25 protein-coding genes and 5 tRNA genes are annotated in these 24442 nt (G+C 40.1%); 18 read left to right on the plus strand and 12 right to left on the minus strand.

What is annotated here, in order from left to right:
- Window positions 1-472 precede the first annotated feature (472 nt).
- From HMPREF2086_RS09515 to thrB, 4 genes are all read right to left on the minus strand, one after another.
- Complete coding sequence (locus HMPREF2086_RS09515) at window positions 473-1003, minus strand: SEL1-like repeat protein (protein ID WP_023928621.1); 531 nt, start codon at window positions 1001-1003, stop codon at window positions 473-475.
- A gap of 15 nt (window positions 1004-1018) precedes the next feature.
- Window positions 1019-1537 (minus strand): hypothetical protein, encoded by a 519-nt coding sequence (locus HMPREF2086_RS09520; RefSeq protein ID WP_023928622.1) that lies wholly within the window; start codon window positions 1535-1537, stop codon window positions 1019-1021.
- An 848-nt stretch (window positions 1538-2385) separates the two neighbouring features.
- Complete coding sequence (locus tag HMPREF2086_RS11045) at window positions 2386-3117, minus strand: hypothetical protein (RefSeq protein ID WP_023928623.1); 732 nt, start codon at window positions 3115-3117, stop codon at window positions 2386-2388.
- Between the two features lie 166 nt (window positions 3118-3283).
- Window positions 3284-4219 carry a homoserine kinase gene (thrB, locus tag HMPREF2086_RS09530; RefSeq protein ID WP_023928624.1) on the minus strand — a complete coding sequence of 312 codons (936 nt, stop codon included), beginning with the start codon at window positions 4217-4219 and terminating at the stop codon, window positions 3284-3286.
- A 296-nt stretch (window positions 4220-4515) separates the two neighbouring features.
- Between thrB and HMPREF2086_RS09535 the strand changes: the two genes are divergently transcribed.
- The 7 genes from HMPREF2086_RS09535 to HMPREF2086_RS09565 all read left to right on the plus strand — a co-directional run bounded on the left by HMPREF2086_RS09535 (window position 4516) and on the right by HMPREF2086_RS09565 (window position 10936).
- Complete coding sequence (locus HMPREF2086_RS09535) at window positions 4516-6723, plus strand: NADP-dependent isocitrate dehydrogenase (protein ID WP_023928625.1); 2208 nt, start codon at window positions 4516-4518, stop codon at window positions 6721-6723.
- A 220-nt stretch (window positions 6724-6943) separates the two neighbouring features.
- Complete coding sequence (locus HMPREF2086_RS12580) at window positions 6944-7318, plus strand: adenine-specific methyltransferase EcoRI family protein (protein ID WP_023928626.1); 375 nt, start codon at window positions 6944-6946, stop codon at window positions 7316-7318.
- Window positions 7281-8111, plus strand: a complete 831-nt coding sequence (locus HMPREF2086_RS09545) for an adenine-specific methyltransferase EcoRI family protein (protein WP_023928627.1) — start codon at window positions 7281-7283, stop codon at window positions 8109-8111. The genes HMPREF2086_RS12580 and HMPREF2086_RS09545 overlap by 38 nt, the downstream gene beginning before the upstream one ends.
- Window positions 8111-9226, plus strand: a complete 1116-nt coding sequence (locus HMPREF2086_RS09550; protein WP_023928628.1) for an HNH endonuclease family protein — start codon at window positions 8111-8113, stop codon at window positions 9224-9226. The genes HMPREF2086_RS09545 and HMPREF2086_RS09550 overlap by 1 nt, the downstream gene beginning before the upstream one ends.
- A gap of 50 nt (window positions 9227-9276) precedes the next feature.
- Window positions 9277-9462: a hypothetical protein gene (locus HMPREF2086_RS09555; protein WP_148374529.1), complete on the plus strand. Its 186-nt coding sequence runs from the start codon at window positions 9277-9279 to the stop codon at window positions 9460-9462.
- Between the two features lie 284 nt (window positions 9463-9746).
- Window positions 9747-10232 (plus strand): hypothetical protein, encoded by a 486-nt coding sequence (locus HMPREF2086_RS09560; RefSeq protein ID WP_034561598.1) that lies wholly within the window; start codon window positions 9747-9749, stop codon window positions 10230-10232.
- A complete protein-coding gene (locus HMPREF2086_RS09565) occupies window positions 10196-10936 on the plus strand; it encodes a phospholipase A (protein WP_232219103.1) in 741 nt (246 codons plus the stop codon). Before HMPREF2086_RS09560 ends, HMPREF2086_RS09565 begins: the two co-directional genes overlap by 37 nt.
- Before the next feature lie 51 nt (window positions 10937-10987).
- Here the strand turns inward: HMPREF2086_RS09565 and HMPREF2086_RS09570 are convergent, their stop codons facing one another.
- From HMPREF2086_RS09570 to HMPREF2086_RS09605, 8 genes are all read right to left on the minus strand, one after another.
- Complete coding sequence (locus HMPREF2086_RS09570; protein ID WP_023928631.1) at window positions 10988-13003, minus strand: tetratricopeptide repeat protein; 2016 nt, start codon at window positions 13001-13003, stop codon at window positions 10988-10990.
- Window positions 13004-13023: 20 nt separating this feature from the next.
- A complete protein-coding gene (locus HMPREF2086_RS11970) occupies window positions 13024-13179 on the minus strand; it encodes a hypothetical protein (RefSeq protein WP_023928632.1) in 156 nt (51 codons plus the stop codon).
- Between the two features lie 173 nt (window positions 13180-13352).
- The gene (gene recR, locus HMPREF2086_RS09575) at window positions 13353-13940 is read right to left on the minus strand and encodes a recombination mediator RecR (RefSeq protein WP_023928634.1); all 588 of its coding nucleotides are present in this window, start codon (window positions 13938-13940) and stop codon (window positions 13353-13355) included.
- A gap of 247 nt (window positions 13941-14187) precedes the next feature.
- Window positions 14188-15081 carry a UDP-3-O-acyl-N-acetylglucosamine deacetylase gene (gene lpxC, locus HMPREF2086_RS09585; protein WP_023928635.1) on the minus strand — a complete coding sequence of 298 codons (894 nt, stop codon included), beginning with the start codon at window positions 15079-15081 and terminating at the stop codon, window positions 14188-14190.
- A 134-nt stretch (window positions 15082-15215) separates the two neighbouring features.
- Window positions 15216-15842 carry a septum site-determining protein MinC gene (locus tag HMPREF2086_RS11050; protein WP_023928637.1) on the minus strand — a complete coding sequence of 209 codons (627 nt, stop codon included), beginning with the start codon at window positions 15840-15842 and terminating at the stop codon, window positions 15216-15218.
- 140 nt (window positions 15843-15982) lie between these two features.
- Window positions 15983-17476, minus strand: coding sequence for a M23 family metallopeptidase (locus tag HMPREF2086_RS09595; protein ID WP_084330390.1), 1494 nt, complete (start codon window positions 17474-17476; stop codon window positions 15983-15985).
- Window positions 17446-17709 (minus strand): hypothetical protein, encoded by a 264-nt coding sequence (locus HMPREF2086_RS09600; RefSeq protein ID WP_023928639.1) that lies wholly within the window; start codon window positions 17707-17709, stop codon window positions 17446-17448. The genes HMPREF2086_RS09595 and HMPREF2086_RS09600 overlap by 31 nt, the downstream gene beginning before the upstream one ends.
- A 360-nt stretch (window positions 17710-18069) precedes the next feature.
- Window positions 18070-19395, minus strand: a complete 1326-nt coding sequence (locus HMPREF2086_RS09605) for a 3-isopropylmalate dehydratase large subunit (protein WP_023928640.1) — start codon at window positions 19393-19395, stop codon at window positions 18070-18072.
- A 701-nt stretch (window positions 19396-20096) separates the two neighbouring features.
- On the opposite strand from HMPREF2086_RS09605, the gene HMPREF2086_RS09615 reads away from it, so the two are divergent.
- From HMPREF2086_RS09615 to rplA, 11 genes are all read left to right on the plus strand, one after another.
- A tRNA-Thr gene (locus HMPREF2086_RS09615) sits at window positions 20097-20172 on the plus strand.
- Window positions 20173-20236: 64 nt separating this feature from the next.
- A tRNA-Tyr gene (locus HMPREF2086_RS09620) sits at window positions 20237-20321 on the plus strand.
- Between the two features lie 47 nt (window positions 20322-20368).
- Window positions 20369-20445, plus strand: a tRNA-Gly gene (locus HMPREF2086_RS09625).
- A 59-nt stretch (window positions 20446-20504) separates the two neighbouring features.
- Window positions 20505-20579, plus strand: a tRNA-Thr gene (locus HMPREF2086_RS09630).
- 109 nt (window positions 20580-20688) lie between these two features.
- Window positions 20689-21888 (plus strand): elongation factor Tu, encoded by a 1200-nt coding sequence (gene tuf / locus HMPREF2086_RS09635; protein WP_023928641.1) that lies wholly within the window; start codon window positions 20689-20691, stop codon window positions 21886-21888.
- 9 nt (window positions 21889-21897) lie between these two features.
- A complete protein-coding gene (gene rpmG, locus HMPREF2086_RS09640) occupies window positions 21898-22068 on the plus strand; it encodes a 50S ribosomal protein L33 (RefSeq protein ID WP_034561604.1) in 171 nt (56 codons plus the stop codon).
- Window positions 22069-22117: 49 nt separating this feature from the next.
- Window positions 22118-22193, plus strand: a tRNA-Trp gene (locus HMPREF2086_RS09645).
- Between the two features lie 57 nt (window positions 22194-22250).
- Window positions 22251-22430: a preprotein translocase subunit SecE gene (secE, locus tag HMPREF2086_RS09650; RefSeq protein ID WP_023928642.1), complete on the plus strand. Its 180-nt coding sequence runs from the start codon at window positions 22251-22253 to the stop codon at window positions 22428-22430.
- Window positions 22431-22453: 23 nt separating this feature from the next.
- Window positions 22454-22978 carry a transcription termination/antitermination protein NusG gene (gene nusG / locus HMPREF2086_RS09655; protein ID WP_181882898.1) on the plus strand — a complete coding sequence of 175 codons (525 nt, stop codon included), beginning with the start codon at window positions 22454-22456 and terminating at the stop codon, window positions 22976-22978.
- A 32-nt stretch (window positions 22979-23010) separates the two neighbouring features.
- On the plus strand, window positions 23011-23436 hold the full coding sequence (rplK, locus tag HMPREF2086_RS09660; RefSeq protein WP_023928644.1) for a 50S ribosomal protein L11: 426 nt from the start codon (window positions 23011-23013) through the stop codon (window positions 23434-23436).
- 30 nt (window positions 23437-23466) lie between these two features.
- Window positions 23467-24165, plus strand: a complete 699-nt coding sequence (rplA, locus tag HMPREF2086_RS09665; protein ID WP_023928646.1) for a 50S ribosomal protein L1 — start codon at window positions 23467-23469, stop codon at window positions 24163-24165.
- Window positions 24166-24442: the final 277 nt, after the last annotated feature.

Below are 24442 nucleotides of genomic sequence, written 5' to 3' on the forward strand. Positions count from 1 at the left end.
TTTGCTTTAAAAAGTTGCTACTATATGAAGCCCCCCCCCAAATGATAAAAATGTGTCGGAGGAGGTTTGCAACTTCAAAAGCCCCCTCCCTTGCGGAGGGGGTTTGGGGGTGGGTATATACCCACCATTGAATTTCAAGTAAAGCTAACAACCGTTGACAATGCAGACATTTTTATCATTGCGAGATTTTGCTTGAAAGCGTAGAATCGTGACAAAACAAGCGTAGCGCAGTTTCTTTAGAAAACAAAGCAAAGCTGAAGTTTCTTTAGTAATCCGCACAAAAGACATAAATTCCGCTTGCACCGTCATTGCGAGGCAGTGGCAAAGCCACAACGAAGCAATCCAAAAAAAATCGTCATTGCGAGCGAACGAAGTGAGCGCGGCAATCCACACCCAATATTCATTACTAAATAACTTTCGCTTTGCTTGTTTGCTAAAGAAATCAAAGACTTTCTAAATAAACCTTACTTTTTTATTTAACCTTGAAGCAAGCTGGCTCATAGCCCATATTGCAAGACTTTCTATAATACTCCTGCGCTTTTGTGGGGTTTTTGAAAAACAGATTTTGCTCTAGTATCATAGCTGTATTGAAGCAGCCTACTTTGTGTTTTAGATTGCACGATTTTGAGAAATATGTAAGTGCTTCACTTGGATTTTCACAATTTTCAAACGCATTACATTTTTCAAACTCTTCATAGCCTATATCAAAGCAAGCATCTGCATTACCATTGCGACATTTAGCGTATCTATCTTGTTCTTGTTGGGCAGCTAATTCACTTTTTCGTTTTTTTAATTTGCTCATATCATCATGATTACACGAATGATATAATTTTTTGCAAAATGAGATTGCTCTTTCCAACGATTCTACCGTATCTTCTTTCTTACATTCATTTATTGCGTCCTCACAAGTAGGAGACATATAAGTATGACAAAAATAAGGACATTTCCCATTTGCTACATTTATACTTACAATCACACAAAATACCAACAACACTTTTTTCATTTCTTGCTCCTTATTTTAGATTTTATGTGCATATTCTAGTTCGCTAGTAGGTAGCTGCAAAAACCACCGCAAGTCTTTCTCTAGCTTTGTGATAATGCTATCTATGTCATAGCTTGGGTATGAAAAGTAAGCATTTTGTGAATTTTGACTATTGTAGTTTGATACTTTTGGCTTAGCTACAAAATCATATAGCTTTTTTGTGATTTTATGTTTGCTTGTGGAAATATCAATGCTGACTTCTATTTGACTGTTTGTGTTGTGAAAGCACACTCTAGGATACACCCCCCAGCTTGCTTTGATATTTGGTATGTCTTTTCTTATAAATATTATCCAAGTATCCTTTGCCTTTTTCCCCACCCCAAATGAACAATCAACAAAAAATCCATAATCAACTAGAAAACCTAAATATGAGATAATATCAAAAGTATTTAGTCCCACTATGGTATCGCTTTGGGTGCTACTTCGCTCAAAAAATAACTTTAGTGCTTTTTCTAGCTTTTCTCTCTCTTGTGGGCTAAAGTGTAGATTCTGCATTTAGTATCCTTTGTTTAATGTTTTTTGATTTAGGGTTTTAAATTTTTTCAAAAACCTAAAATCAAAAATCTTTTATTTACAAACCCGATACTACAAAAAAAAAAAAACAGAATACTAATGCGGGGAAGCACAAGGGGATTTTGTGAGGATTTGTGAAGTTGAGAGAATTTTGAAATGTTTGAAATGTTGTAGAGGTGGATTTTGTGAAAATTTTTGCATATATTTTTTGCGGTGTATGCTTTGAAGTCTTTGTGTGATGATTTGTAATAGATTTTGAGATTTTATGGGATTTGTTGTATTCTGCCTTTTGTTGTCATACCTAAAGCCAACTACTTGTCATACTTAAGGTTTGGCACAAACCGAAGTATCTCAAAAAAATGCAAATTTACAAGAAGTGCTTTTTTGGATATTTCGCTTCTTGCAAAAGCTCAATGTGGCAAGTTTGCATTGAGATATTTTGCTTTCGCTTAAGTATGACAATAAATTTTTTATGTTTTTAAAAACTCCTTCCCTTAGCACGAAGATATTTGCTTTTTCTATAAGCCCCCTCCCTCTGCGGAGGGGGTTTGGGGGTGGGTATCTTTTGCGCTATCAAAAACACAAGTAGCCCAAAAACTCGTCATTGCTAGAAATTACCAAAGAAACTTCACTTCGTTTGTTTTGCCACGATTGCACTCTTTCGCGTGGAATCTCACAATGACGAAAGTATTTGCATTACTACCAAGTTGTTAGCTTAGCTTAAAATTCAAAGTGGAAATTACCCACCCCCAAACCCCCTCCGCTTAAGGGGGGGGGGAAATAATAAGTATCACAAAAATATCACAAAATCAACTCGCCTTAAATAAATTTCACGCAGGTGGCAAAGTAACAGGTGGCAAGACATATAGTGGCTCACAAGGAGAGCCAAAAAGTGAAATATCAAGCCTGCGCGGGAATCTAAACTCAAAGCTAGAATCAAAAATTACCCTTTTTGCACTATCTGCTTTTGCACCACCCACTTTAGCACTATCCGCACTAGAGCTCACGCTAGCCATTTTGGCAAAGCCAAAATCCACACCACTATCCCTTGCGCTATCCACCACGCCTCCCACACTAGAATACAAATCTTTTGGCACTTCGCTTGATACCGCGCCTAGTCCTGCACTAGAGCCAAAATCTTTTTTTTTCACACTGATATTTTGACTAGCATTTTGCCTAGATTTTTCACTAGGTTTAAGCACCTCGTCCAAAAACACACACTCTATCTCATTATCACGCTTGATAAAATACCGCTTCCCAAAGGCAAATATCGCTACCTCTCCAAGCAAATCAAAACTATCACAAGCCCTTAGCTCTATGCCCTCCACCACTTCCAAAGTATGCAAAAAAGTATGCGCTAGCTTTAGCGCACTTAGATTCCCCGGACCGCGTGCATAATACACCGCTTTTGGTGTGATATGTTTTGCTTTTAGCTCGCACTGCATCGCGTGCAGTGCGTCCAAAGTCTTGCCCTCTTTTTTTTCCTCATAGATGAGATTCCTATCTTTGTAAACCCCATAATACAAAGGCGAGTTTATACACACTAGCACGATTTCATACATTGGACTTCCTAAATGCTTTCTTTTAAAATTCTTGTTTGGATTTGCTTGCAAGATTTTGCCTACATTTTTTGTGGATTTTTTACAAAAGTTATTTTTTCTTATTTTTTCTAAAATTTTTTTACACAAATTTTTGTCGCAGATTTTTTCTACACAAACCATTTTTTAATCATTTTTCTAGTTTTATTCCCTCATTATCTAGTCCCATTTCTACCACGCGAAGTTTGCCAAACTTCGCACTTAGCGCATCAAAAAGTCTTTTTGTATCATCTTCTAAGCATAGGCTAAGGAAGCTTGAGCCACTGCCAGATAGCGTGCTTAAAATCGCTCCGTTTTCTAGGGCACATTTTTGCACGGCAAATAGCACGGGAGTGGAGCGCATTCTGCGCTCTTGATGAAACCTATCCCTACTTGCTTGTCGCACCAAATCCCACTTTTCTTGCATTATAGACGCTACTAGAAGTGAAGCGTGAGAGAGATTATACACAGCGTCATTGAAGCTGTATTTTTTGGGCAGGCTTTGGCGAGAAATCTTTGTCGAAGTCGAGCGGTGCGGGATAACCATAACCGCACGCAAACAGCTAGGCATATTATGCTTGATATGAAGCACTTTTCCTCTATCTTTGCCCTCGCCCAGCATAGCGACATTTAGCCCGCCAAATGTCGCAGGAGTGATATTATCAGGGTGTGGCTCATAACTCAAAGCCTTTTGCACGATAGAGTCCCTATCAAGCTGCAAGCCCAAAGCCCTATACGCCGCGCTAATCGCACCGATGATGATAGCCGAGCTAGAGCCCATACCGCGCGAAATGGGAATCTTGTTGTGAAATACAAAGCGATATTGTGGCTGCCCCTTGCCTTTGGCGTATTCCTCATTTAGCATTCTTATGGTTTTATAAAACACCTTGACAAACATATTATCCACGATAAACCGCTTCACACCCTCGCCCTCGCCATAAATCTCTATGCTTGTCGCACTTGCAGGATAGAGGCTAAACTCATTGCGAAAATCTAGGCTAAGTCCTAGCACATCTAAGCCCGGTCCTAGATTTGCACTTGTAGCAGGCACGCTGATAGAAAAAGGTGTTGTGAAGTCTGTCGGCATTTTGGATTCTCCGTTTTTGCTTTTATTGCTTAGCTTGTGGTGTTTTGTAATTATCTAATTTGCTTTAAAAAACAAACGCACATTATAACGCATTCTTTTGCTACAAATGCGGATTTTCTTTTGCGCGTATTCTCTAAGCAAATAAAATCCTGCAAAAATCCAAAGTAAATTTTATAAAAGGTAAAAAATTTTTTCACAAAACATAATGATATTTTGCTATACTTTTTGACATTTCTTAAAGCTATTATTTGGCTTTAGCAAATCCTTGCATTCCAAATCTCAAAAAAGGACACACAATGAAAATCACCTACACATTGACAGACGAATCCCCAGCTCTAGCGACTTACTCGTTCCTCCCCATTGCAAAGGCATTTTGCAATCACGCTAGCATAGAAATTGCCACAAGCGATATTTCGCTATCTGCGCGAGTTTTAGCGCAATTTCCTGAACTCCTAAAAGATTCCCAGCGCGTCCCTGACACGCTTGGCGCACTTGGCAAACTCGTGCAAGAAAAGGACTGCAACCTTATCAAAACGCCCAATATTTCCGCTTCCATTCCGCAGCTAAAAGCCACGATAAAAGAGCTCCAAAGCAAAGGTTATAATGTGCCAGAATTCCCCGATGAGCCAAAAGATGACGCACAAAAGGCAATCAAAGAAAAATACCAAAAAGTGCTAGGAAGCGCGGTAAATCCCGTGCTTCGCGCAGGAAATTCTGACAGACGCAGCACAAAGGCAGTCAAAGACTACGCGCGTAAAAACCCATATCGCACAATTCCCTTTGATAAAAACTCCAAAACCATTGTAAGCTATATGAAAGATGGCGACTTTTTTGACAACGAAAAGGCAGTGCTCATAGCCAAGCCCACAAACGCTAAAATCATATTCAAAGATTCAAATGGCAATGTAGCCACGCTAAAAGAAAACCTCAAATTAGAAAAAGATGAGATTTTGGACGCGACATTTATGGATAGTGCGAAGCTCTATGAGTTTTACAAAGCCCAAATCGCGCTATGCAAAAAAGAGGGGATTTTGTTTTCCCTCCACCTCAAAGCCACGATGATGAAAGTAAGCGACCCTGTGCTCTTTGGCTATGCTGTGAGGGCGTATTTTGAAGAGATTTTTGAGAGATTTGGCGATGAGCTAAACGCATTAGGCGTAAATCCAAACAACGGCGTAGCTGAAATCCTAAGCAAGATTGAATCTAGCCCTAAAAAAAGTGAGATTCTCGCGCTCTACAACGAGATTTTGCAAAAATCCGCCAAAATCTCAATGGTAAATTCTGACAAAGGCATCACAAATCTCCACATTCCAAGCGATGTGATTGTCGATGCTTCAATGCCCGCTATGCTAAAAAATGGCGCGAAGCTCTGGGATAGCTCGGGCAAAGAGTGCGACACAAACGCGGTAATCCCCGATAAAACCTACGCCACGATTTATGAAGCCGTAATCGAGGATTTGCACAAAAACGGCACACTAGAGCCAAGTAAGCTAGGGAGCGTAAGCAATGTCGGGCTAATGGCAAAAAAAGCCCAAGAATACGGCAGCCACGATAAAACTTTCATCGCGCCAAGTGATGGCGAGTTTAGCATACTCGATGAGAGTGGCAACGCGCTTTTAAGCCACAAAGTGCGCAAAGGCGACATTTATCGCGCAAATCAAGCAAAGATTGACGCGGTGCTAAATTGGATAGATTTAGGCATTGAGAGAGCCGAGCTAACGGGTGAGAAGGCGATTTTTTGGCTTGATGAAAAACGCGCGAGTAATAAAATAATGGCTGAAATTGTGCGCAAACGACTAAGCGAAAAGGGCAAATCTATGGAGATTCTCGCTCCCAAAGAAGCGTGCCTAGCCTCCCTAGCCCTAATCCGCGCAGGGAAAAACGCCATAAGCATTACGGGCAATGTGTTGCGCGATTATCTCACCGATTTGTTCCCAATTCTAGAGCTTGGCACAAGTGCTAAAATGCTCTCCGTTGTGCCTATGCTAAATGGCGGGGCGATGTTTGAGACAGGGGCGGGAGGAAGTGCACCTAAGCAAGTCGAGCAGCTCGTAGAGGAAAACCACTTACGCTGGGATAGCTTGGGCGAGTTTCTCGCACTTCAGGCGAGTCTAGAATTTTACGCACAGCGCAACAGCAATGCAAAGGCAAAAGTCCTAGCAGACGCCCTAGATAGCGCGATAGGACAATGGCTAGATAACAACAAAGCCCCCTCGCGCAAAGTCGGCGAGGACGACAACCGCACAAGCCATTTTTACCTAGCAATGTATTTTGCTCGCGCGCTTGCGAATCAAAGCGCGGATTCACAAATCTCCACCTTTTTTGGCGCGGTGGCAAGTGAGCTCGAATCAAACGAGCAATCTATCCGCGCGGAATTTAACGGTGCACAGGGCAAAAAGGTAGATTTGGGTGGCTACTATAAGCTCGATGATGATAAGTGCAATGGCATAATGCGACCGAGCAAGGTGTTTAATGCGGTAATCGAAAAAATCGCAAAAGGGTAGTGGCAATTCGTTCTGGGGCATACAATTTGCGTTATTTTGGCGACAAAATTTCGCTCGATAGACGCTTTAGTCTTATCTCGCTTATTTCGCGCCAAAACAACGCAAAGCCACACCGCCATTACTTCGATTGTTGTTTTAGCTGTCGCTTTGCAACAAGAAAAATAGCCAATTTTTGCTACAATAGCGATTTTATTTTGTATTTCATTTATGGGGAAACACAATGGCAAAAAATGCAAACTTGCATAGCGCAAAGAACGCTAAAAAAGATGAGTTCTACACGCAACTTGCGGATATAGAAAACGAGCTAAAACACTACGAAAGTCATTTTAAAGATAAAGTGGTGTATTGTAACTGCGATGACCCTTTGGCGAGTAATTTTTTCAAATACTTTTTTTTAAATTTCAAACATTTGGAGCTAAAAGAGCTTATCACCACTTGCTATAAAAGTCAAAATTTCCGTGAGGTTAGCAGTGAGGATTCGCCTAAAAAGGCTTACTGCTTGCGAATCCACAAAGATAATGACATAAGCGACCCTGCAAAAGTGCCTCTGCCCGAGCTTGAGCAACTACTCTCTCTCTCTCTCTCTCTCTCGTAGCCCCACGCAAGATAGCAAGTTATTAGAAACCTTTGAGGCAAATAAGCATTTATTAGAATCCAAAACCACACCCCTAAATTCTGATAAAGCACAAAGCAAAACTTCACAAAATCTCTTTGAAATATATGAGGACAAAGACTTAGGTAATGCTGGGGATTTTCGCTCAAGCGATTGCATAGAGTTATTAAAACAAAGCGATATTGTGGTAACCAATCCGCCATTTTCTCTATTCCGCGAATATGTCGCGCAATTAGTGGAATATGATAAAAAATTTGTGATTATAGGACACCAAAATTCTATTACTTATAAAGAAATTTTTAAGTTAATTAAAGAAAATAAAATTTGGCTTGGTATGGGATTTAGAGGTGGTGCAGGACATTTCATCAATGTGCATTATGAGGATTATGCAACAGCTGGAAATCATATAGAGGGAATGATACGAGTTTCTGGAGTAATTTGGCTTACAAATTTAGATATTAAAAAACGGCACGAGATTTTAGAGACTATCCACTCTTATGCTAAAACACCTGAAAAATATCCCAAATACGATAATTATGACGCGATAAATGTGGATAAAACAAATGAGATTCCTATGGATTATGAGGGCGTTATGGGAGTTCCGATAACATTTATGGATAAATATAACCCTGAACAGTTTGAGATTTTAGGAATTATGAATACAGGTGAAGTTAACGATGGTATTAGATACAAAAATACGCCACACGGACGCCCGATAATAAGGGGCATTGAAAAGTATTTAAGAATTCTTATTAAAAAACGAAAGGATAAATAATGAAAATAGAATTACAAAAAATAAAAATTAAAGAGTTAGTGGAAGGTTATGAGCGCGATGAGGAAAGTGGCGAAGTAGTGGGATATGGTGGCAGACTAAATATCCGCCCAGCCTATCAAAGAGAATTTGTCTATAAAGCTAAACAACGCGATGAAGTGATTCGCACAATTTTTAAGGGATTTCCGCTTAATTCTATTTATTGGGTAAAAAACGGCGAGGATTCTTATGAAGTGCTTGACGGACAGCAGCGCACGATAAGCATTTGTGATTATCACAATGGCGATTTTAGCGTAGATGAGCAGTATTTTCATAATTTAGCGCAGGATAAAAAAGAGCAGTTTTTAAGTTATGAACTTATGGTGTATGTGTGCGAGGGCGAGGAAAGCGAGAAGTTAGAGTGGTTTAGAGTGATAAATATCGCAGGTGAAAAGCTCACCGAGCAAGAGCTACGAAACGCCATATATGTAAGCGCGTGGCTAAGTGATGCAAAAAGGAGATTTAGTAAGCGCAAATCACTTGCGGAGCAAAAAGGTGGAAGGTATTTGAAGTGTGAGAGTTTGAGGCAGGAGTATTTGGAGAAAGCGATTGCTTGGAGAGTAAATAAAAGAGATGATAAGGCGATTTGTGAGTATATGGGCAAAAATGCCAAAGATTCTAAAAATGCTGATGAGCTGTGGGGATATTTTTGTGCGGTGATTGATTGGGTGGAGATGAAATTCCCAAAATATCGCAATGAAATGAAAGGCTTAGAGTGGGGGATTTTTTACAATAAATACAAAGATAAGCCACTAGATGCCACAGAGCTTGAAGCTAAAATCGCAGAACTAATGCAAGATAGCGAAGTGGGGGACAAAAAGGGAATCTATGAATATGTGCTAAGCGGAGATGAAAAGCATTTGAGTTTGAGGGCGTTTGATGAAAATACAAGGCGCGAAGTGTATGAAAAGCAAGGGGGAATTTGTGCGAATAAAAAATGTCCTAACGCTGGACAAAAATTTGAAATAGGAGAAATGGAAGCCGACCATATAAAGGCTTGGAGTAAGGGTGGGAAAACGACTATTGAAAATTGTCAAATGCTCTGCCGCGAATGCAATCGCACAAAAGGCGCGAAGTAGTATATCAAGGAGTTTTTATAAAATAGTGGCGTAAAGTCAAGCGTGAGCGCGTGAAGTGGGGGATTTCACAGCTCGCACTCGCGCAGATTTTGGGACATAAGTCGCCAAATTATATCGCCAAGATTGAGACGCGCAAACACGGCGTGTGCTACAATCTGCACCACCTTTTCATCATCGCCACCGAGTTTGATATGGACTTGCGCGACTTGCTGCCAAATACAAAGGAAGCAAAATAACAAAACTTAATCGCCTATTTAGTGGCAAATCAAAATCGTAAAATTTGGTTTTTATGATTCGTGCTTAAAATGATAGATTTTGCTACCCATTTCATTTTATTTTTTGACAATCATCTAGCATTTTTGCCACAAAAACATAGATAAAATCCGCATTTATGTATTACAATACGAGTTTTGCTTAGCTAAAAAGCTAGCTAGATTTTGACTTGTGCAATTTTTGGGCGTAAAATAAGCCATCAATGAATATTGCAAAACGATAAGAATATCTAATGAGGTAGCAAGAGGTGAAAAAAGAATCAATAAAAATTTTTAAGTATTTTTGCGTTTTTGCGCTAGTGGTAGAATCTTGCACACTAGAATCAAGCACGCTAAAATCAGGCGTGCCACAATCAGGCGCGACACAATCAAGCATACTGCAACCAAATAGAGACTCTTGGCAAAATCTTTTGCGAAGCACTCCAAAGCCAACTTCCCAAGCAAATCCACAAAGCATTTTGCAACCAAATCCGCAAACCAACCCACAAACTATTTTAAATCCACAAACCACCCTAAGCCCCACTTCACAATCGATTTTGCAAGACACTACGGCACAAACTGACAAACCCAAAAACACATTTTTGCACAAAACAAAAGCACGCTTTTTCTCTCCCGCACTTACAAAGAGCGTGCCCAAAAAGCGCAGAATTCTTACAAATACTATATGCAGATTTTTGAGCACGAGGGGACTTATTTTTTGTTTTATCACAGCTTCACGCCTGTGTGGGGGATAAACGATAGAAACGAGCTAAAATTCCAGCTAAGCGCGAAAATCCCTATTTGGCGTGGGGCTTTTTGGAGTAAGGGGAGTTTGTTTTTTGGCTACACGCAGACTATGTGGTTTCAGCAGTTTAATTTCCGCTACTCTAGCCCCGTGCGAGATACAGACTACAAGCCAAGTATTTTTTACTCATATCCTGTGGGGGTGGAGATTTTGGGAGGGAGACTAGAAGAAGTGCGATTTGGATTTTTGCATTATAGCAATGGCATAGGCGGGGAAGAGTGCAAGAGAGAATCCTTTGAAGACCCTACGCCTAGCGATTGTCGCTCGCGAAGTGCTGCAAATCGACTAATGCTAGAGGCGATATGGGAGAGGGATTTTGGCAATGTCAAAAAGCAGCACAATTTGGGTGTGCATATCAGTGCTTGGCCCTATATCCAGCAGCGCAAGGACAATATAGACTTGCCAGAGTATATGGGCTATGCAAATATCAAGCTCTACTACAGGCACTCACGGCATTTAGCTGAAGTGCATTTTACGCCATTGCTTGCAGACTATGCTCGCTATCACGCAAGTGTGCGACTAGGATATGCTTTTGGGCTAAATGATTTTACTTCGCTTTATGTGCAGTATTTTTATGGCTATGGAGACAATCTATATGAGTATAATCACATCTCTCATAGGCTAGGCATAGGACTTCGCGTAAGGAGTTTTTAGATTTTGCACAAAAGCAAAAATCTAGAAAATATAAAATCGTGTAACCAAAATCTAAAACGCAATCCCTAGATTTACAAGAAATATGCTAGATTTTGTTTTGTGTGTGGAGCTATTTAGATTTAGCTCCAAGTTTTTGCTCCAATAGTTATTTCGCCTATTATTGCTTTTTATCTCCCCACCATTGTAAGTATAGGTTGCTTGCAGATACTCTACACTGATAACCCATACTTTGAAGCGATAGGCTATGCCTCCACCTATTCCTAGCGCACTTCTAATAGGCACAGCAATATCTTGTGTCCCCTCGCTAAAAAGCCTATACCCATAGTCTATAAGCCCATATACTCTCAATCCACCTAGCTTGATTCCCGCTTGTGAGCCACCATTTATCGCTGTCATACTCAATGTTTTTGAGCGAGTGGAGCTAACGCCACTAAAGTTAGAAATATCAAAAATATCCGTAGAGCTTATGCCAATGTAGGGCGCAATATATGGGGTAAATTTTTTGTGTAGCAGTCGCATTTCAGAGCCAAATCTAAGTGTAAATACAAAATTTGCGCCACTAGATTGGATTTCATCATATCCTTTGATATTTTCTAGCTTTATGGCATCTGCTGCACCAAAACCCGCAGTTAGAAATAGGCTAAATCTAGGCGATAGGGAACTTAGAGCAGTTTCATCATTTGGTGTGTGGCGCGACTTAGATTTTGTAGCGTGTGCATAAGTGTCATAGTCGTTTTCTTGTGCTACTTGTGTTGTAGTGCGTCTAGCGTTTGCTATTTGCTCGCAAACTACCTCATTATTGCAAGCCTTTGGCGAGATTTCATATAGTTTCTCACACGCTTCTTGCGCGTAAAAAAGGCTTCCACAAGCGATAGAATAATACTCTAGACTTTCTTTTGAGGGTGCGTATAGATTGCCTAGCTCTACGCAACCTTTTGTGAAATCTTTTGCTTCTCCAAGTAAGCAGGACTTTTTTAGTAGCTCGCTTTTGGTGCTTCTAGCTTCTTGTTTTAGGGCTAGGAAATACAGCCCTCGAGGCGAGTTTAGCGCACTAGATTTTTCTAAGTATGTGATATTGTTTTCCTCTTGTCCTAGCAAGGCACAAGCGCGTGCGTTATGCGCTTCGCATAGTTTTTTGTATTCTCTTATTCTGCGAGATTTATCTTTTATCTTTGAAGCTAGTATGACTGCGCCATCGCCGTTTTTATCGATTCCCTTAGAATCCTCGTATGCCACTTCAGCAGTTATGGGGTTTTTTGAGAGATGTGCTAGCCCAAACTCATATATCTCGCCCAAAATAGCACAAGATAGCGCATCATCTAAAAGACAGCCTTTTTTATACAAATCCCTGCGCAATGTTGGCTCACTCTCCATACTTGCTAGCCTTTCACAGCCTAGTCCTAGCCCTCCCTCGCACGCCTTGCTAAAAAACTGCTTTGCTTTTTGGCTTGATTTCTCGCCTTTTAAAACACCTTGCATATTTTGTTGTTGCAAAAGATTCCCCGCATATACGCAGCCCTCCAAAGTTCCCATTTTGCAGCCTTGTTCATAGTATTTTAGCGCGATAGTGTCGTTTTTTGCCAAGTCATTTTCGCCATTTTCGTATTTTTTGCCCAAACTTACGCAGTAGTATCCGTCCAAATCGCGTGATTTGCATAGTTTTTCAAAGTTTGAGATTATGCTAAATTCGCCTATTTCCTCATTTGGCAAAATCTTTTTTGTTGGTTCATATTGGATTTTTATGTAGATTTTTTTATCATCGATAAATCTATCGATTACCTTGTAGCCGATATTTTGCATAGAAGCATAGATTTTGGTTTGGGCACTTGCTTTGCTCTCACCCTCGCTGTTTACGCGCTCCTCATAGTTTGCTTGCACGCTTGTGCCTAGACTTAGTCGTAGGCTTTTTAGCGCACGAGCTAGGGCAGAAGCCTCTCCCTCTTTTTTGCTTGCCTCGCCCACTGCGCAGTCTTTTTCATTGCAGATTCCGCTTTTTGCCCATTGTGGCACGGAGCTAGCAAAAGCAAGATTTACCACCAACCCAAAAAATAAAAAAATCTTTTTCATACTATAAATACTCTCTAAATCTAGTTATGTTTGTTGTGCTTTTTGGCAGCATTTGCAAGCAGTAGAAATCCAATAAACGCAATAGCACACACGATAAATATCGTGCTAAAAGCCTCAAAATATCCAAAGGGCTTGCTAAAGTCAAACACACGCATTCCAAATATCTCAAATCCCATTTTGTCCTCTTTGTAAGTGTCTTGTATTTTAAGATTTTTTAGTTTTAAATTTATAGCGCGGATTATACCAACTCTATGCTAATTTTAGTATTTGACAGAATCAAATTTTATGCCTTTGGCTAGTAAAATCAATATTTGCTAGTGATTATTTTTTGCTTAAGTGATATAGAATTTTAGAGCTTTACTCGCGCACTTAGCGCACGAGATAGTGAGAGCTGGTCGATATTTTCTAGTCCTATGCCTGTGGGGACACCTTGAGCTATTTTGCTAAACACTATGTGGCTAAATTCGCTTAATTTATCCTCGATAAAAAGCATTACCGCTTCGTTTGCTAGGCTTGGGGAGAAAGCAAAGATGATTTCTTGCACGCCTTGCTTTGCTACACGCTCTTTTATCGCAGTGAAGTTTATACTCTCTAGCTCGCCCTCTAGCACCCAATACTTCCCATCAAAATCCCCTATATCCTCTAGCGTGAAAATATCTCTAGCATTTAGCACCACGCATAGTTTGGTGCTATCTCGGCTATCATCTAGGCAGATTTCACAGATTTCATTCTCGCTAAGCGCACCACAGATACTACAAGAGCGCACCGCACCTATTGAGTTTTCGATACATTGTGCGATTTGCAAGGCTAAATATTTATTTTCCGTAGCAAGTGTAAAAGCGATTTTTCTAGCGGACTTTTTGCCAATAGTGGGAATCTGCTCTAGTGAATCTATAAGTGCGCTAAAGCGCGTAAGAGAGGCTTTGTAAGAGGGCATTTCATTCCTTATTTTGCAGTGTTGGCTAGGCTAATGGATTTATGGGATTTGTCTGCTAGTAGCTATATTATCAAGCTTGTTTGGTGGCACTACACAAAGCACATTTTTGTAAAATTTTTCACAAAACTTGCTACAAAACCCGCCACAAAATTTCTAGCAAAAACCTTGCTTGCGCACAGAATAATCTATGCACAAATTAAACAAGAGATTTTGGCAAAATCTGCCAAGCAAATGCAACTATCAAATCCTAATCAAGTGCTAGTGCTTTTTCAAACTCAATCGCTTTTTCGTTTTGTGTAGAAGTGATGATTTCATAAGCACTTTCATCGCTAAGGAGTTTTTGTGTAAGCATAGAATTTAGCTTATGACTACCTGCAAAAGACACATAGCTACCAAGCAAGGGAATCCCAAGTATCGCCATATCGCCAATCGCATCCAAAATCTTGTGCCTTACAAACTCCTCACTATATCGCAAGCCGTCTTTATTCATTATCCCGCTTTCATCTAGCACGATGCAGTTGTTTAGATTTCCACCTTTGCCAAGCCCGATAGAACGCAGATAATTTACCTCTTGTAAAAATCCAAATGTCCTAGCGCGTGCGATTTCTTCGCGGTAGTTTTTGCGAGAAAATGCAAACTTATATTGTTGCTTGCCTATGGCTGGGTGCTTAAAATCTATGGCAAAATCAAAAATCGTTTTTTCACTTGGCTCTAGTCGCACAAACTTATCGCCATCGCGCACTTCAAGTGGCTTTTTTATCATCACAAGTTCTCTTGCCTCGCCAAACTCCCTAATCCCCGCTTCATCAAGTAACATACACCACGCGATAGAGCTGCCGTCCATTATGGGGATTTCCTCATTATCGACATTGATTTTTAGATTGTCAATCCCATAGGCATATATCGCACTCATTAGATGCTCAATAGTAGAGATTTTTGCTTCGCCTTTGCCTATTACAGTCGCCATAGTCGTATCAATGATAGATTCTGGCTTAAGTGGGATAGACACGCCCAAATCGCTACGATAAAATACGATTCCACTATTTGCTTCTAGTGGCTCTAGCTCTAGCTTCACAGGCACGCCTTTGTGAAGCCCTATACCTGTTAGCTCTACTTTGTTTTTGATAGTTCGTTGTTTCATTATTTATCCTTTTATTGTTTGTAGTTTTTTTGTATTTGTTTTGTTATTTTAGTTCAACTTTGCAAGTTTAGTGCAAACTTGCGTGATTTTTCATTTATTTTAGATTTTTGGATTTTATACACTTTGCACTATTTTTAGCCCAAAACTATGTCTTTTATGATGATATTTGTGCCATTTTTTATGATGATTTTTAGATTGTCATTTGCGTTTATTTTTGCGAGCATATCGGCATTTAACTTCTCATCATCAAACACAATATACCCCGAGTGCAATTTGCGCAAAATCAAAAACTCCCCCTTAACTTCTAGCACCCCATAGCAATCGCCAAATATCGTTACGCTTCCGCTTGCACTTACCTTTGCCCCGCTTGTTATATCGCCTAGAATGTGTAGAGAGCCATTATGTGTGATTTCCTCACCACTTCGCACCTTGTGGATAATCTTTGTGGAATTGGCACAAGATTTGGGTTTGTCTAAATCATTTTGGCTAGATTTTGTCCCTAAAATCTCTTTTGTAGAATCTGTGTTTAGATTTTCTATTTTTTCTTGCTCGCTTTGAGTGGGCTTTGATTCTATCACACCCACGAAGTAGCAGAGATTTAGCTCTTTTAGCGTGGATTGTAGATTTTGTGAAATAGGGGACTTGAAGTTTATCACAAAGCGCATAAGCAACAAGGCATTTTTATGCAAGAATTTGATAATATCATTTTCATTTTGCTCCTCTAGGACAATTACTCGTTGATTATGCTGTCTTGTTTTCATTGTGGATTCTCCTTAAAACTTTGCAAACTTAATAAAATTTCGCTTCCAAGATTTTGCTTCTAAAATTTCGCAAGACTTTTTAAGACTTTTGCTACAAATTTGCAAAATCTTATCAAGCACTTAGATTTTGCATACTGCTATTATTGTTCCAAATTCATAGGATTCTCGCCCTGCCTTTGTATGCTTAAAGCCGCACTTTCAAAAATATCTGTTATGTTGTTTTTTATCCACTTTGAGTCTAGCCACTCACTTACCCTCACAGGCACGCCTCCTACCAAAACTCCGAAGTGCAAATGGTCGCCAAAAGCCCAGCCACTCTGCCCTGTGAGCCCCAAGACATCGCCTTTTCTTACGACTTCATTTTCATCTCTTTGGATTTCCTGTAAGTGAGAATACAGCGTTACTAGCCCGAAGCTATGCTCTACAAGAATGGTTTTGCCATACACGCCTAGCTGTTGTGAAAGGGCGATTTTTCCGTCATTTGACAACATAATTTTATCATTTTTGACACTTGCCATATCAATTCCCAAATGCACAGATTGACTTGTTTGCTTATCAGGTGCTATGTATGTGCGAGCATCGCCAAACCTACCGACCGTGCTATATCCTTTGAGCGGAGTGAAGTTTTCCCAATTAGGTTTTTGGGATAGCAAGATTGCTCGTGCACTCATTGCTTCTTGCAGCTTTGTGGAGATAATCTCATCATCTTGGTTGCGAATGGTTTCGTTTATGTATTGGAATTTTTCAAAATTATCCTCCATACCTGCGGGGAAACTACGGCCAATATCACTAATCAAAGAATCTAGCTTGTTGTTTAGAAAATCCTCTTTTAGCACAATGGTGGATTTGGAGTAGCGTGGAGCATTATCTCGTATAAATGGCACAACCATTTTGCGAGTATTGTAGCCAGAATCTCGCACAAAAATGCTTGCACTGAAGTTTTTGCTAGCGATTGACCACGCTATAAGTGCGGCATAATATCCCTCTTTCATAAAGGGAAAAGGGATAAATTCTTGCACGCCATTGCTAATGCTTAGCTCCCCTATATCTACGCTATCTATGTGAAACACTACAAGTGCGCTACCACCATAGCTGATTTTATTAGAATGTGATATGACGGTTATGACGGGTTGCTTTGAGTTGATAGTTAGTTGCAGATTTTTCTTAGTCGTGCTTCCGCTAAATAGATTTGCATTACTCCAATCGGTGATGCAAATCTCATAATCCACGGTAGTTTTATCAGGCAGTGGGACATCAGGCTTTGGTAGCACTATTTTTAGTTTTTTTGGCTTATCATTTAGCACTTCTTTTGTATTTACCACAGTAAGCCCGCCTTTTGTGCGAGCCTTTATGGTGTAGGATTTGATTCCGCTCACACTTTGGGCAAAAACAGCGATTTGTCGGTTTGTATTCCACACGCTTGTGTCATCTATGGGGACAGGTTTGGTGGGGTTTATGTAGAGATAGACTTTGGTTTGTGGTGGATTTTCGCTAAATAAATCAAGCGAGTAAACATAAAATCCCAACAAAACAACCGCAATAGCAGTCAAAATCTTTGCAAAACTATTCATATTCGCCCTTTGACTTGGGCTTGCCACTCTCTCTATACGCATAGGTATCGCCTCTTTTGCCATTTTTTATCGCCCCCCCCCCCCCCGTAAATATCCTCCCTTTTTGTGCTAGAAATACCTAAAATGCTGAAAACTTGAAGTGTGTCAAAAGTTTTTGGGTTTTGTAGATTTTGCCTATTTTTGTGATTTTGCTTGATTTGATTTTGTCGATAGTTTTTCCAATGTGCCAAGCGTATCCCGCGTATTGCTTGGCATTGCCCCATTTTGCTTTGACTGCTTTTTGCCACTTTTTCCATTTACTACTCCTGCTACTCCTAATTTGTCCTACTTGTTCTACCCTGATTCTATCTTGCTATTTTGCCTTGTTGTTTTATTTTGCTTGGCTTGCCTTGCCTTGCTTTGCAAATCAATACTTCAACACTAGAAGTTTGCTTTGATAATTTTATCTTTACACCATTTTAACGCTACTTTTTTCTTACTCCACTTTATTTTTACACTCTTTATGCTACTCTCTCCTTATGCCACTTGTTGTTTTACCTTAAAAATTTATTATGATTTTGCAAAATCTTATTTTATGCTACAAAGCCCTTGTTAAAGTTCCTGTGATTTTTATGAAAATCTCACAGCTTTTATCCACAAGTATATTTACAACACATTCATAGCACTTCTCTTGGGTCGGCTATTTTGCCTGCTATCGCGGAGTAAGCCACTACTGCAGAATTTGCCAAAAACACTTGTGAGTTGCGAGAGCCCATTCTGCCTATGAAATTTCGGTTTGTCGTGCTTATGCACTTTTCATTATCTCCCAAAATCCCCATATATCCGCCAAGACAAGCTCCACAAGTGGGATTTGAGATAAGTGCCCCTGATTCTAGGAGAGTATCTATGTAGCCTAGCTTGTGAGCGGCTTTGTAGATAGCTTGTGTGCCCGGTGTGATGATTAGTCGCACATCAGAGTGGATTTTTTTGCCCTTTAGGATGGAGGCTGCGATTTGCAAATCGCTTAGGCGTCCATTTGTGCAGCTACCGATAAAGGCTTGGTCGATTTTTATATCATCTTTTGTCGCTTGACTTATGCTTTTGCCATTGCTTGGCAAAAACGGATATGCTACAAGTGGCTCTAGTGTGTCTGTGTCGATTTCTAGCACGCGCTCATACTTCGCTCCCTCATCGCTTGTATGAAAGATAGGCTCTGCCCTCAAACCTCCATTTGCTTTTTTCCTAGAATCCAAAAATTCTTTTGTTATCTCATCAGGTGGGATTATGCCGTTTTTTGCCCCCGCTTCTATTGCCATATTGCATAGCGAAAATCTATCATCCATACTAAGCGTGCTTATGGCTTCTCCACCAAACTCTAGTGCTTGATACAGTGCGCCATCAACGCCAAGCCTGCGAATCACTTCTAGGATTAAATCCTTTCCATAGATTCCCTTTGCCATACTTGTGCTTTTGCCGTTTTTGATATTTTCGCTACGAAAATTTACCTTGATAGAGCGAGGCACTCTAAACCAATTTTTGCCCGTTATCATCGCATAAGCCAAATCAGTGCTACCAAGCCCCGTGCTAAACGCACCCAATGCTCCGTGAGTGCAGGTGTGAGAATCTGCCCCGATGATGACATCTCCGCTGACTACCAAGCCTTTTTCTGGCAAAAGTGCGTGCTCTATGCCCATATCTCGCTCATCAAAGTAGTGCTTTAAGGAGTGCTTTTTGGCAAAATCGCGTGAGATTCTAGCTTGATTTGCGGAGAGAATGTCTTTTGCAGGTATGTAGTGGTCCATCACGATGCAGAAACTATCTGGATTTGCTAGCTTGCTTGCACCTGAATTCTCAAAGGCTTTTATGGATAGCGGAGTGGTAATATCATTGCCGATAACCATATCAATGTTTGTTTCTATGATTTCATCGGCATAGACTTTTTTGCCACAATGATGAGAAAATATTTTTTCTGTGATAGTTTGGGGGGATTGCGGTTTTGACATTTTGTGGATTCCACCTTTTTAGTGTTTTTTGTAGTTTTAATCAAGTATTTTAGACAATCTTTTTGACATTTTGGTAAAGTTTTTATATTTTTGCATAGGCTGATATGCTTGGACTGATATGCTTTCAAGTGCGCTATAAATGCACTACGATAATGTTAATATAGTAGCGCAGAAATGGCTAAAGAGGTAAAAATAAAAGTTACCTAAATTTTTTGCAAACTGAACTATAATTAAAAAAATATTAAATTACGCTTAAAACAGCGGTAAAAAGCCTGCTTTTGATTTTTGGGCTTGGGGCAAGTGTCGCAGAATAAATCTGTGGAATTTCTTGGGATTTTGGCAGTGGGTTTTGTGAATTTTTTGCTTGCGAGAAATTTTTTGTATAGTATTTTTTTTATTTGATTTATACGGCGTTTTGTGTTGTGTTTGCTTAGAGTAGTATTTGCAAAAATATCCCCAAAAGTAACAATTCATATAAAAAATGCTTAAAATAAGCGTTCCACCCTTGACAAAAAAGCCACAATTTGTATATAATCGCAGTTTTCTTTTTTAAATTTCGTTTGAATTTTGTCCAAATTTGATTGGGAATCATAAAAAACACCGCACTAAAAAATTGTGGATACAAAATTTGAACTCAAAAATACCTCATAAAGCCTTGCATTTTATGATTTTTTGCGTTAAGCGTTTTGTTGTTAGCCTATGCTGGTTTAGCTCAGTTGGTAGAGCATCTGCCTTGTAAGCAGAGGGTCGGGGGTTCAAGTCCCTTAACCAGCTCCATTTCTACAACCACAAACAAAAGAGAATCTATCTCATTTGGCGTTTGACCAGTTTTTGCTGTTTTGGTGAGTTACTCAAGTGGCCAACGAGGGCAGACTGTAAATCTGCTGACTATGTCTTCCGTGGTTCGAATCCACGACTCACCACCATCTTAGATTCTTGTTTGATTCTAGGTGTGGTAGCCAAAATGGTATTTGCGGGAATAGCTCAGTTGGCTAGAGCATCAGCCTTCCAAGCTGAGGGTCGCGGGTTCGAGCCCCGTTTCCCGCTCCACCACTGGGAGCTGAATAAATGCTTTCATTTACTCACTCTCTAAAACAACATTTGTAAAAGCCCATATAGCTCAGTGGCAGAGCACTTCCTTGGTAAGGAAGAGGTCGGCGGTTCAATCCCGCTTATGGGCTCCAGTTTTTCTCGTCATCTTAGTTTTTGGGATGTTTTTTAAAGTTTTTTAGCTTCGTATAAAGAACTTTAAGATAAAATCCAAGACTTTGAAATTTTTTTAAGGAGATTCTTATGGCAAAGGAAAAATTTGTCAAAAACAAGCCCCATGTGAATATTGGGACTATTGGGCATGTAGACCACGGCAAAACAACACTAAGTGCTGCTATTTCAGCTGTTTTATCAACAAAAGGTCTTGCAGAAATGAAAGACTACGACAAGATTGATAATGCGCCTGAAGAACGCGAAAGAGGTATTACTATCGCTACTTCTCACATTGAGTATGAGACAGAAAATCGCCACTATGCGCATGTGGATTGTCCCGGACACGCTGACTATGTAAAGAATATGATTACAGGTGCGGCACAAATGGACGGAGCGATTCTAGTCGTTTCGGCAGCTGATGGCCCTATGCCTCAAACTAGAGAGCATATCTTGCTTTCTCGCCAAGTGGGCGTGCCTTACATTGTAGTATTCCTAAATAAGCAAGATATGGTAGATGACCAAGAGTTGCTCGATTTGGTGGAAATGGAAGTGCGCGAATTGCTAAGCCAATATGAATTCCCCGGTGATACCACACCTATCGTAGCTGGCTCTGCACTCAAAGCACTTGAGGAAGCAAAATCTGGCAGTGTGGGTGAGTGGGGTGAAAAAGTCCTAAAGCTTATGGCTGAAGTAGATGCTTATATTCCAACACCTGAGCGTGATACAGAAAAGACATTCCTAATGCCTGTCGAAGATGTGTTTTCAATCGCAGGGCGCGGAACTGTTGTTACAGGTAGGATTGAGCGTGGTGTAGTAAAAGTGGGCGACGAGGTTGAAATCGTTGGAATCCGCGACACGCAAAAAACTACCGTTACAGGTGTAGAAATGTTTAGAAAAGAGCTTGATAAAGGTGAGGCTGGCGATAATGTCGGTATCCTTTTGCGCGGAACAAAAAAAGAAGAAGTAGAGCGTGGTATGGTTCTTTGTAAGCCCGGCTCTATCACTCCTCATAGCGTATTTGAGGGTGAAATCTATGTCCTATCCAAAGATGAAGGCGGGCGACATACTCCATTTGTAAATAACTATCGCCCACAATTCTATGTGCGCACAACTGATGTAACAGGCTCTATCAAGTTGCCCGATGGTGTAGAAATGGTAATGCCCGGCGACAATGTCAAAATCACGGTTGAGCTTATCAGCCCAATCGCACTTGAGGTAGGCACGAAGTTTGCTATCCGCGAGGGTGGCAGGACTGTTGGTGCTGGTGTTGTTAGCAAAATCATCAAGTAAGGCTACGAGATGGCAAAAGGCAATGTGGTAAAAATTGGCTTAAAATGTTCGGAGTGCGGTGATATAAATTACAGCACAACGAAAAATGCCAAGACAAAGACAGAGAAACTGGAGCTTAAAAAATTCTGCCCTCGGCTTAACAAGCATACTATTCATAAGGAAGTTAAGCTAAAAAGCTAGAATCTTGCAGAATCTACTTAGTTTTCTAAGTAGATTCTCTAGCTTTTAAAGGTCAGTAGCTCCAATGGTAGAGCATCGGTCTCCAAAACCGACTGTTGGGGGTTCGAGTCCCTCCTGACCTGCCATTTGCGTTGAGCTAATCAAAACCAACAAAATAAAAAAAGACTAAGGCTTTAAAAACAATGAAAAAAATAATCTCTTATTACAGAATGGCAAAAGAGGAACTCTTTAAGGTAATTTTTCCTACTAAAGAGCAGATTCGCAATGCTCTTATTTCTGTCGTGGTGGTTGTTTTTGTTATTGCATTGTTTTTGGGATTAGTTGATTTGATTTTGTCTGCTTCTGTGTCTAGTATTTTATAGAAACTTAGGAGACTTGTATGTCGTTGAGCTGGTATGCTATACAGACCTATTCTGGAAGCGAACAATCCGTAAAAAGGGCTATTGAAAATCTAGTCGAGCAGTATCAAATACAAGATAGGCTAAAAGAAATCATAGTTCCCACCGAGGATGTATATGAGATAAAAAATGGTGTCAAAAAGGTAAGTGCTAGGAGTTTGTATCCGGGCTATGTGTTTATAAATGTTGATTTAGACACTTCGCTTTGGCATACGATTCAGTCATTGCCAAAAGTGAGTGGTTTTATAGGCGAAAGCAAAAAGCCAACTCCACTCGGAGAAGGCGACATAGCTCATATACTTGAGAAAGTGCAAAACCGTGCTGCTCCTAAACCTAAGATTTCGTTTGAACAAGGCGAGGTTGTCCGTATAAATGAAGGTCCATTTGCAAACTTCACTGGGACTGTTGAGGGGTATGACATAGAGCATAAAAAGCTAAAACTAAATGTTTCTATCTTTGGTAGAAATACACCGATAGAGATACTATATTCACAAGTAGAGAAAATCATCTAAATCAGCAAATAATCTTATTAGAGAGGTAAAAAATGGCAAAAAAAGTAGTAGGCGAATTAAAATTACAAATCCCTGCAGGCAAAGCAAATCCTTCTCCACCCGTAGGTCCAGCTTTGGGACAAAGAGGTATCAACATTATGGAGTTTTGCAAGGCATTTAATGAGAAAACCAAAGATATGGGAAATTTCAATATTCCTGTCATCATTACCGTGTATCAAGATAAAAGTTTCTCATTTATTACCAAAAAACCTCCTGTAACGGATTTAATCAAAAAAACCGCCAATATCACAAAGGGCTCTGACAATCCACTAAAGAATAAGATAGGCAAACTAACCTCCAAACAGCTTGAAGAAATAGCCAATACAAAAATGGAGGATTTAAATGCCAATGACATAGAGGCAGCCAAAAAGATAGTGGCTGGAAGTGCTCGCTCTATGGGTATTGAAATCACAGATTAAGAATCTAAAATTTTAAGGAGATATGAGACTATGAAAGTAGCAAAAAGAATCCAAAATCTATTGCAAAAGATAGATGAAAGCAAATTCTATGACATAGATTCTGGAATTAGCACGGTCAAATCACTTGCTTCAGCAAAGTTTGATGAGACGGTCGAAATCGCCTTGCGGCTAGGTGTAGACCCTCGCCACGCCGACCAGATGATTCGCGGAGCGGTTGTTTTGCCACACGGCACAGGCAAAAAAGTGCGTGTAGCTGTATTTGCCAAGGGGGCAAAGGCTGATGAAGCAAAGTCAGCAGGTGCAGATATTGTCGGTGCAGATGATTTGGCAGAAGAGATTAAAAACGGCAACACAGATTTTGATATGGTTATAGCTACGCCAGATATGATGGCACTTGTTGGTAAGGTTGGTAGAATCTTAGGACCAAAAGGACTAATGCCAAACCCAAAAACAGGCACAGTTACTGCTGATATAAGCAAGGCAGTGTCAAATGCTAAAAGTGGACAGGTAAATTTCCGCGTAGACAAGAAAGGAAATATACACGCACCAATAGGGAAAGCAAGTTTTCCGCAGGATAAAATCCGCGACAATATGCTAGAGCTAGTAAAAACAATCAATCGTTTAAAGCCCTCTAGTGCAAAGGGCAAGTTTATCCGCGGTGGTGCTCTATCTTTGACAATGTCTCCCGCAGTGAAGCTAGACGCACAGATTTTAATGGATGTGAAGTAATCACATAGAGATTTAGTCGCGCAGTGTTGTGCTAAGTATAGCGTAGGTTGATTTGTGTAGCTGGGGCAATGATTACTAAGTGTAAAAGAGTTGAGAATCCCAAAAAATTACTTATAAAGTTTATTGATTCTGCTAATTTTTGGGATAACTATGCTAGATAAGGAATAAATCAATAATCTTAATATTCTGCAAAGCTCACTTTGCAATCATTTCGCAAGTAAGAAAATACAAGCAATAAGGGTATAACTAGAGTGTATCAAAACAATAAAAATAAAAA

This window comes from Helicobacter macacae MIT 99-5501, assembly GCF_000507845.1.
In the GTDB taxonomy this organism is placed as follows: Bacteria; Campylobacterota; Campylobacteria; order Campylobacterales; family Helicobacteraceae; genus Helicobacter_B; species Helicobacter_B macacae.

What these genes read in the sequence shown, in the direction of transcription:
- lpxC (WP_023928635.1), bottom strand. Translation starts at nt 15,081, where the DNA reads ATGAAACAACGAACTATCAAAAACAAAGTAGAGCTAACAGGTATAGGG.
- rpmG (WP_034561604.1), top strand. Translation starts at nt 21,898, where the DNA reads ATGGCAAAAGGCAATGTGGTAAAAATTGGCTTAAAATGTTCGGAGTGC.
- HMPREF2086_RS12580 (WP_023928626.1), top strand. Translation starts at nt 6,944, where the DNA reads ATGGCAAAAAATGCAAACTTGCATAGCGCAAAGAACGCTAAAAAAGAT.
- rplA (WP_023928646.1), top strand. Translation starts at nt 23,467, where the DNA reads ATGAAAGTAGCAAAAAGAATCCAAAATCTATTGCAAAAGATAGATGAA.
- HMPREF2086_RS09595 (WP_084330390.1), bottom strand. Translation starts at nt 17,476, where the DNA reads ATGGCAAAAGAGGCGATACCTATGCGTATAGAGAGAGTGGCAAGCCCA.
- HMPREF2086_RS09520 (WP_023928622.1), bottom strand. Translation starts at nt 1,537, where the DNA reads ATGCAGAATCTACACTTTAGCCCACAAGAGAGAGAAAAGCTAGAAAAA.
- HMPREF2086_RS09600 (WP_023928639.1), bottom strand. Translation starts at nt 17,709, where the DNA reads ATGGAAAAAGTGGCAAAAAGCAGTCAAAGCAAAATGGGGCAATGCCAA.
- tuf (WP_023928641.1), top strand. Translation starts at nt 20,689, where the DNA reads ATGGCAAAGGAAAAATTTGTCAAAAACAAGCCCCATGTGAATATTGGG.
- HMPREF2086_RS11970 (WP_023928632.1), bottom strand. Translation starts at nt 13,179, where the DNA reads ATGGGATTTGAGATATTTGGAATGCGTGTGTTTGACTTTAGCAAGCCC.
- HMPREF2086_RS09535 (WP_023928625.1), top strand. Translation starts at nt 4,516, where the DNA reads ATGAAAATCACCTACACATTGACAGACGAATCCCCAGCTCTAGCGACT.
- recR (WP_023928634.1), bottom strand. Translation starts at nt 13,940, where the DNA reads ATGCCCTCTTACAAAGCCTCTCTTACGCGCTTTAGCGCACTTATAGAT.
- HMPREF2086_RS09570 (WP_023928631.1), bottom strand. Translation starts at nt 13,003, where the DNA reads ATGAAAAAGATTTTTTTATTTTTTGGGTTGGTGGTAAATCTTGCTTTT.
- HMPREF2086_RS09515 (WP_023928621.1), bottom strand. Translation starts at nt 1,003, where the DNA reads ATGAAAAAAGTGTTGTTGGTATTTTGTGTGATTGTAAGTATAAATGTA.
- secE (WP_023928642.1), top strand. Translation starts at nt 22,251, where the DNA reads ATGAAAAAAATAATCTCTTATTACAGAATGGCAAAAGAGGAACTCTTT.
- thrB (WP_023928624.1), bottom strand. Translation starts at nt 4,219, where the DNA reads ATGCCGACAGACTTCACAACACCTTTTTCTATCAGCGTGCCTGCTACA.
- HMPREF2086_RS09550 (WP_023928628.1), top strand. Translation starts at nt 8,111, where the DNA reads ATGAAAATAGAATTACAAAAAATAAAAATTAAAGAGTTAGTGGAAGGT.
- HMPREF2086_RS11050 (WP_023928637.1), bottom strand. Translation starts at nt 15,842, where the DNA reads ATGAAAACAAGACAGCATAATCAACGAGTAATTGTCCTAGAGGAGCAA.
- rplK (WP_023928644.1), top strand. Translation starts at nt 23,011, where the DNA reads ATGGCAAAAAAAGTAGTAGGCGAATTAAAATTACAAATCCCTGCAGGC.
- HMPREF2086_RS09605 (WP_023928640.1), bottom strand. Translation starts at nt 19,395, where the DNA reads ATGTCAAAACCGCAATCCCCCCAAACTATCACAGAAAAAATATTTTCT.
- HMPREF2086_RS11045 (WP_023928623.1), bottom strand. Translation starts at nt 3,117, where the DNA reads ATGTATGAAATCGTGCTAGTGTGTATAAACTCGCCTTTGTATTATGGG.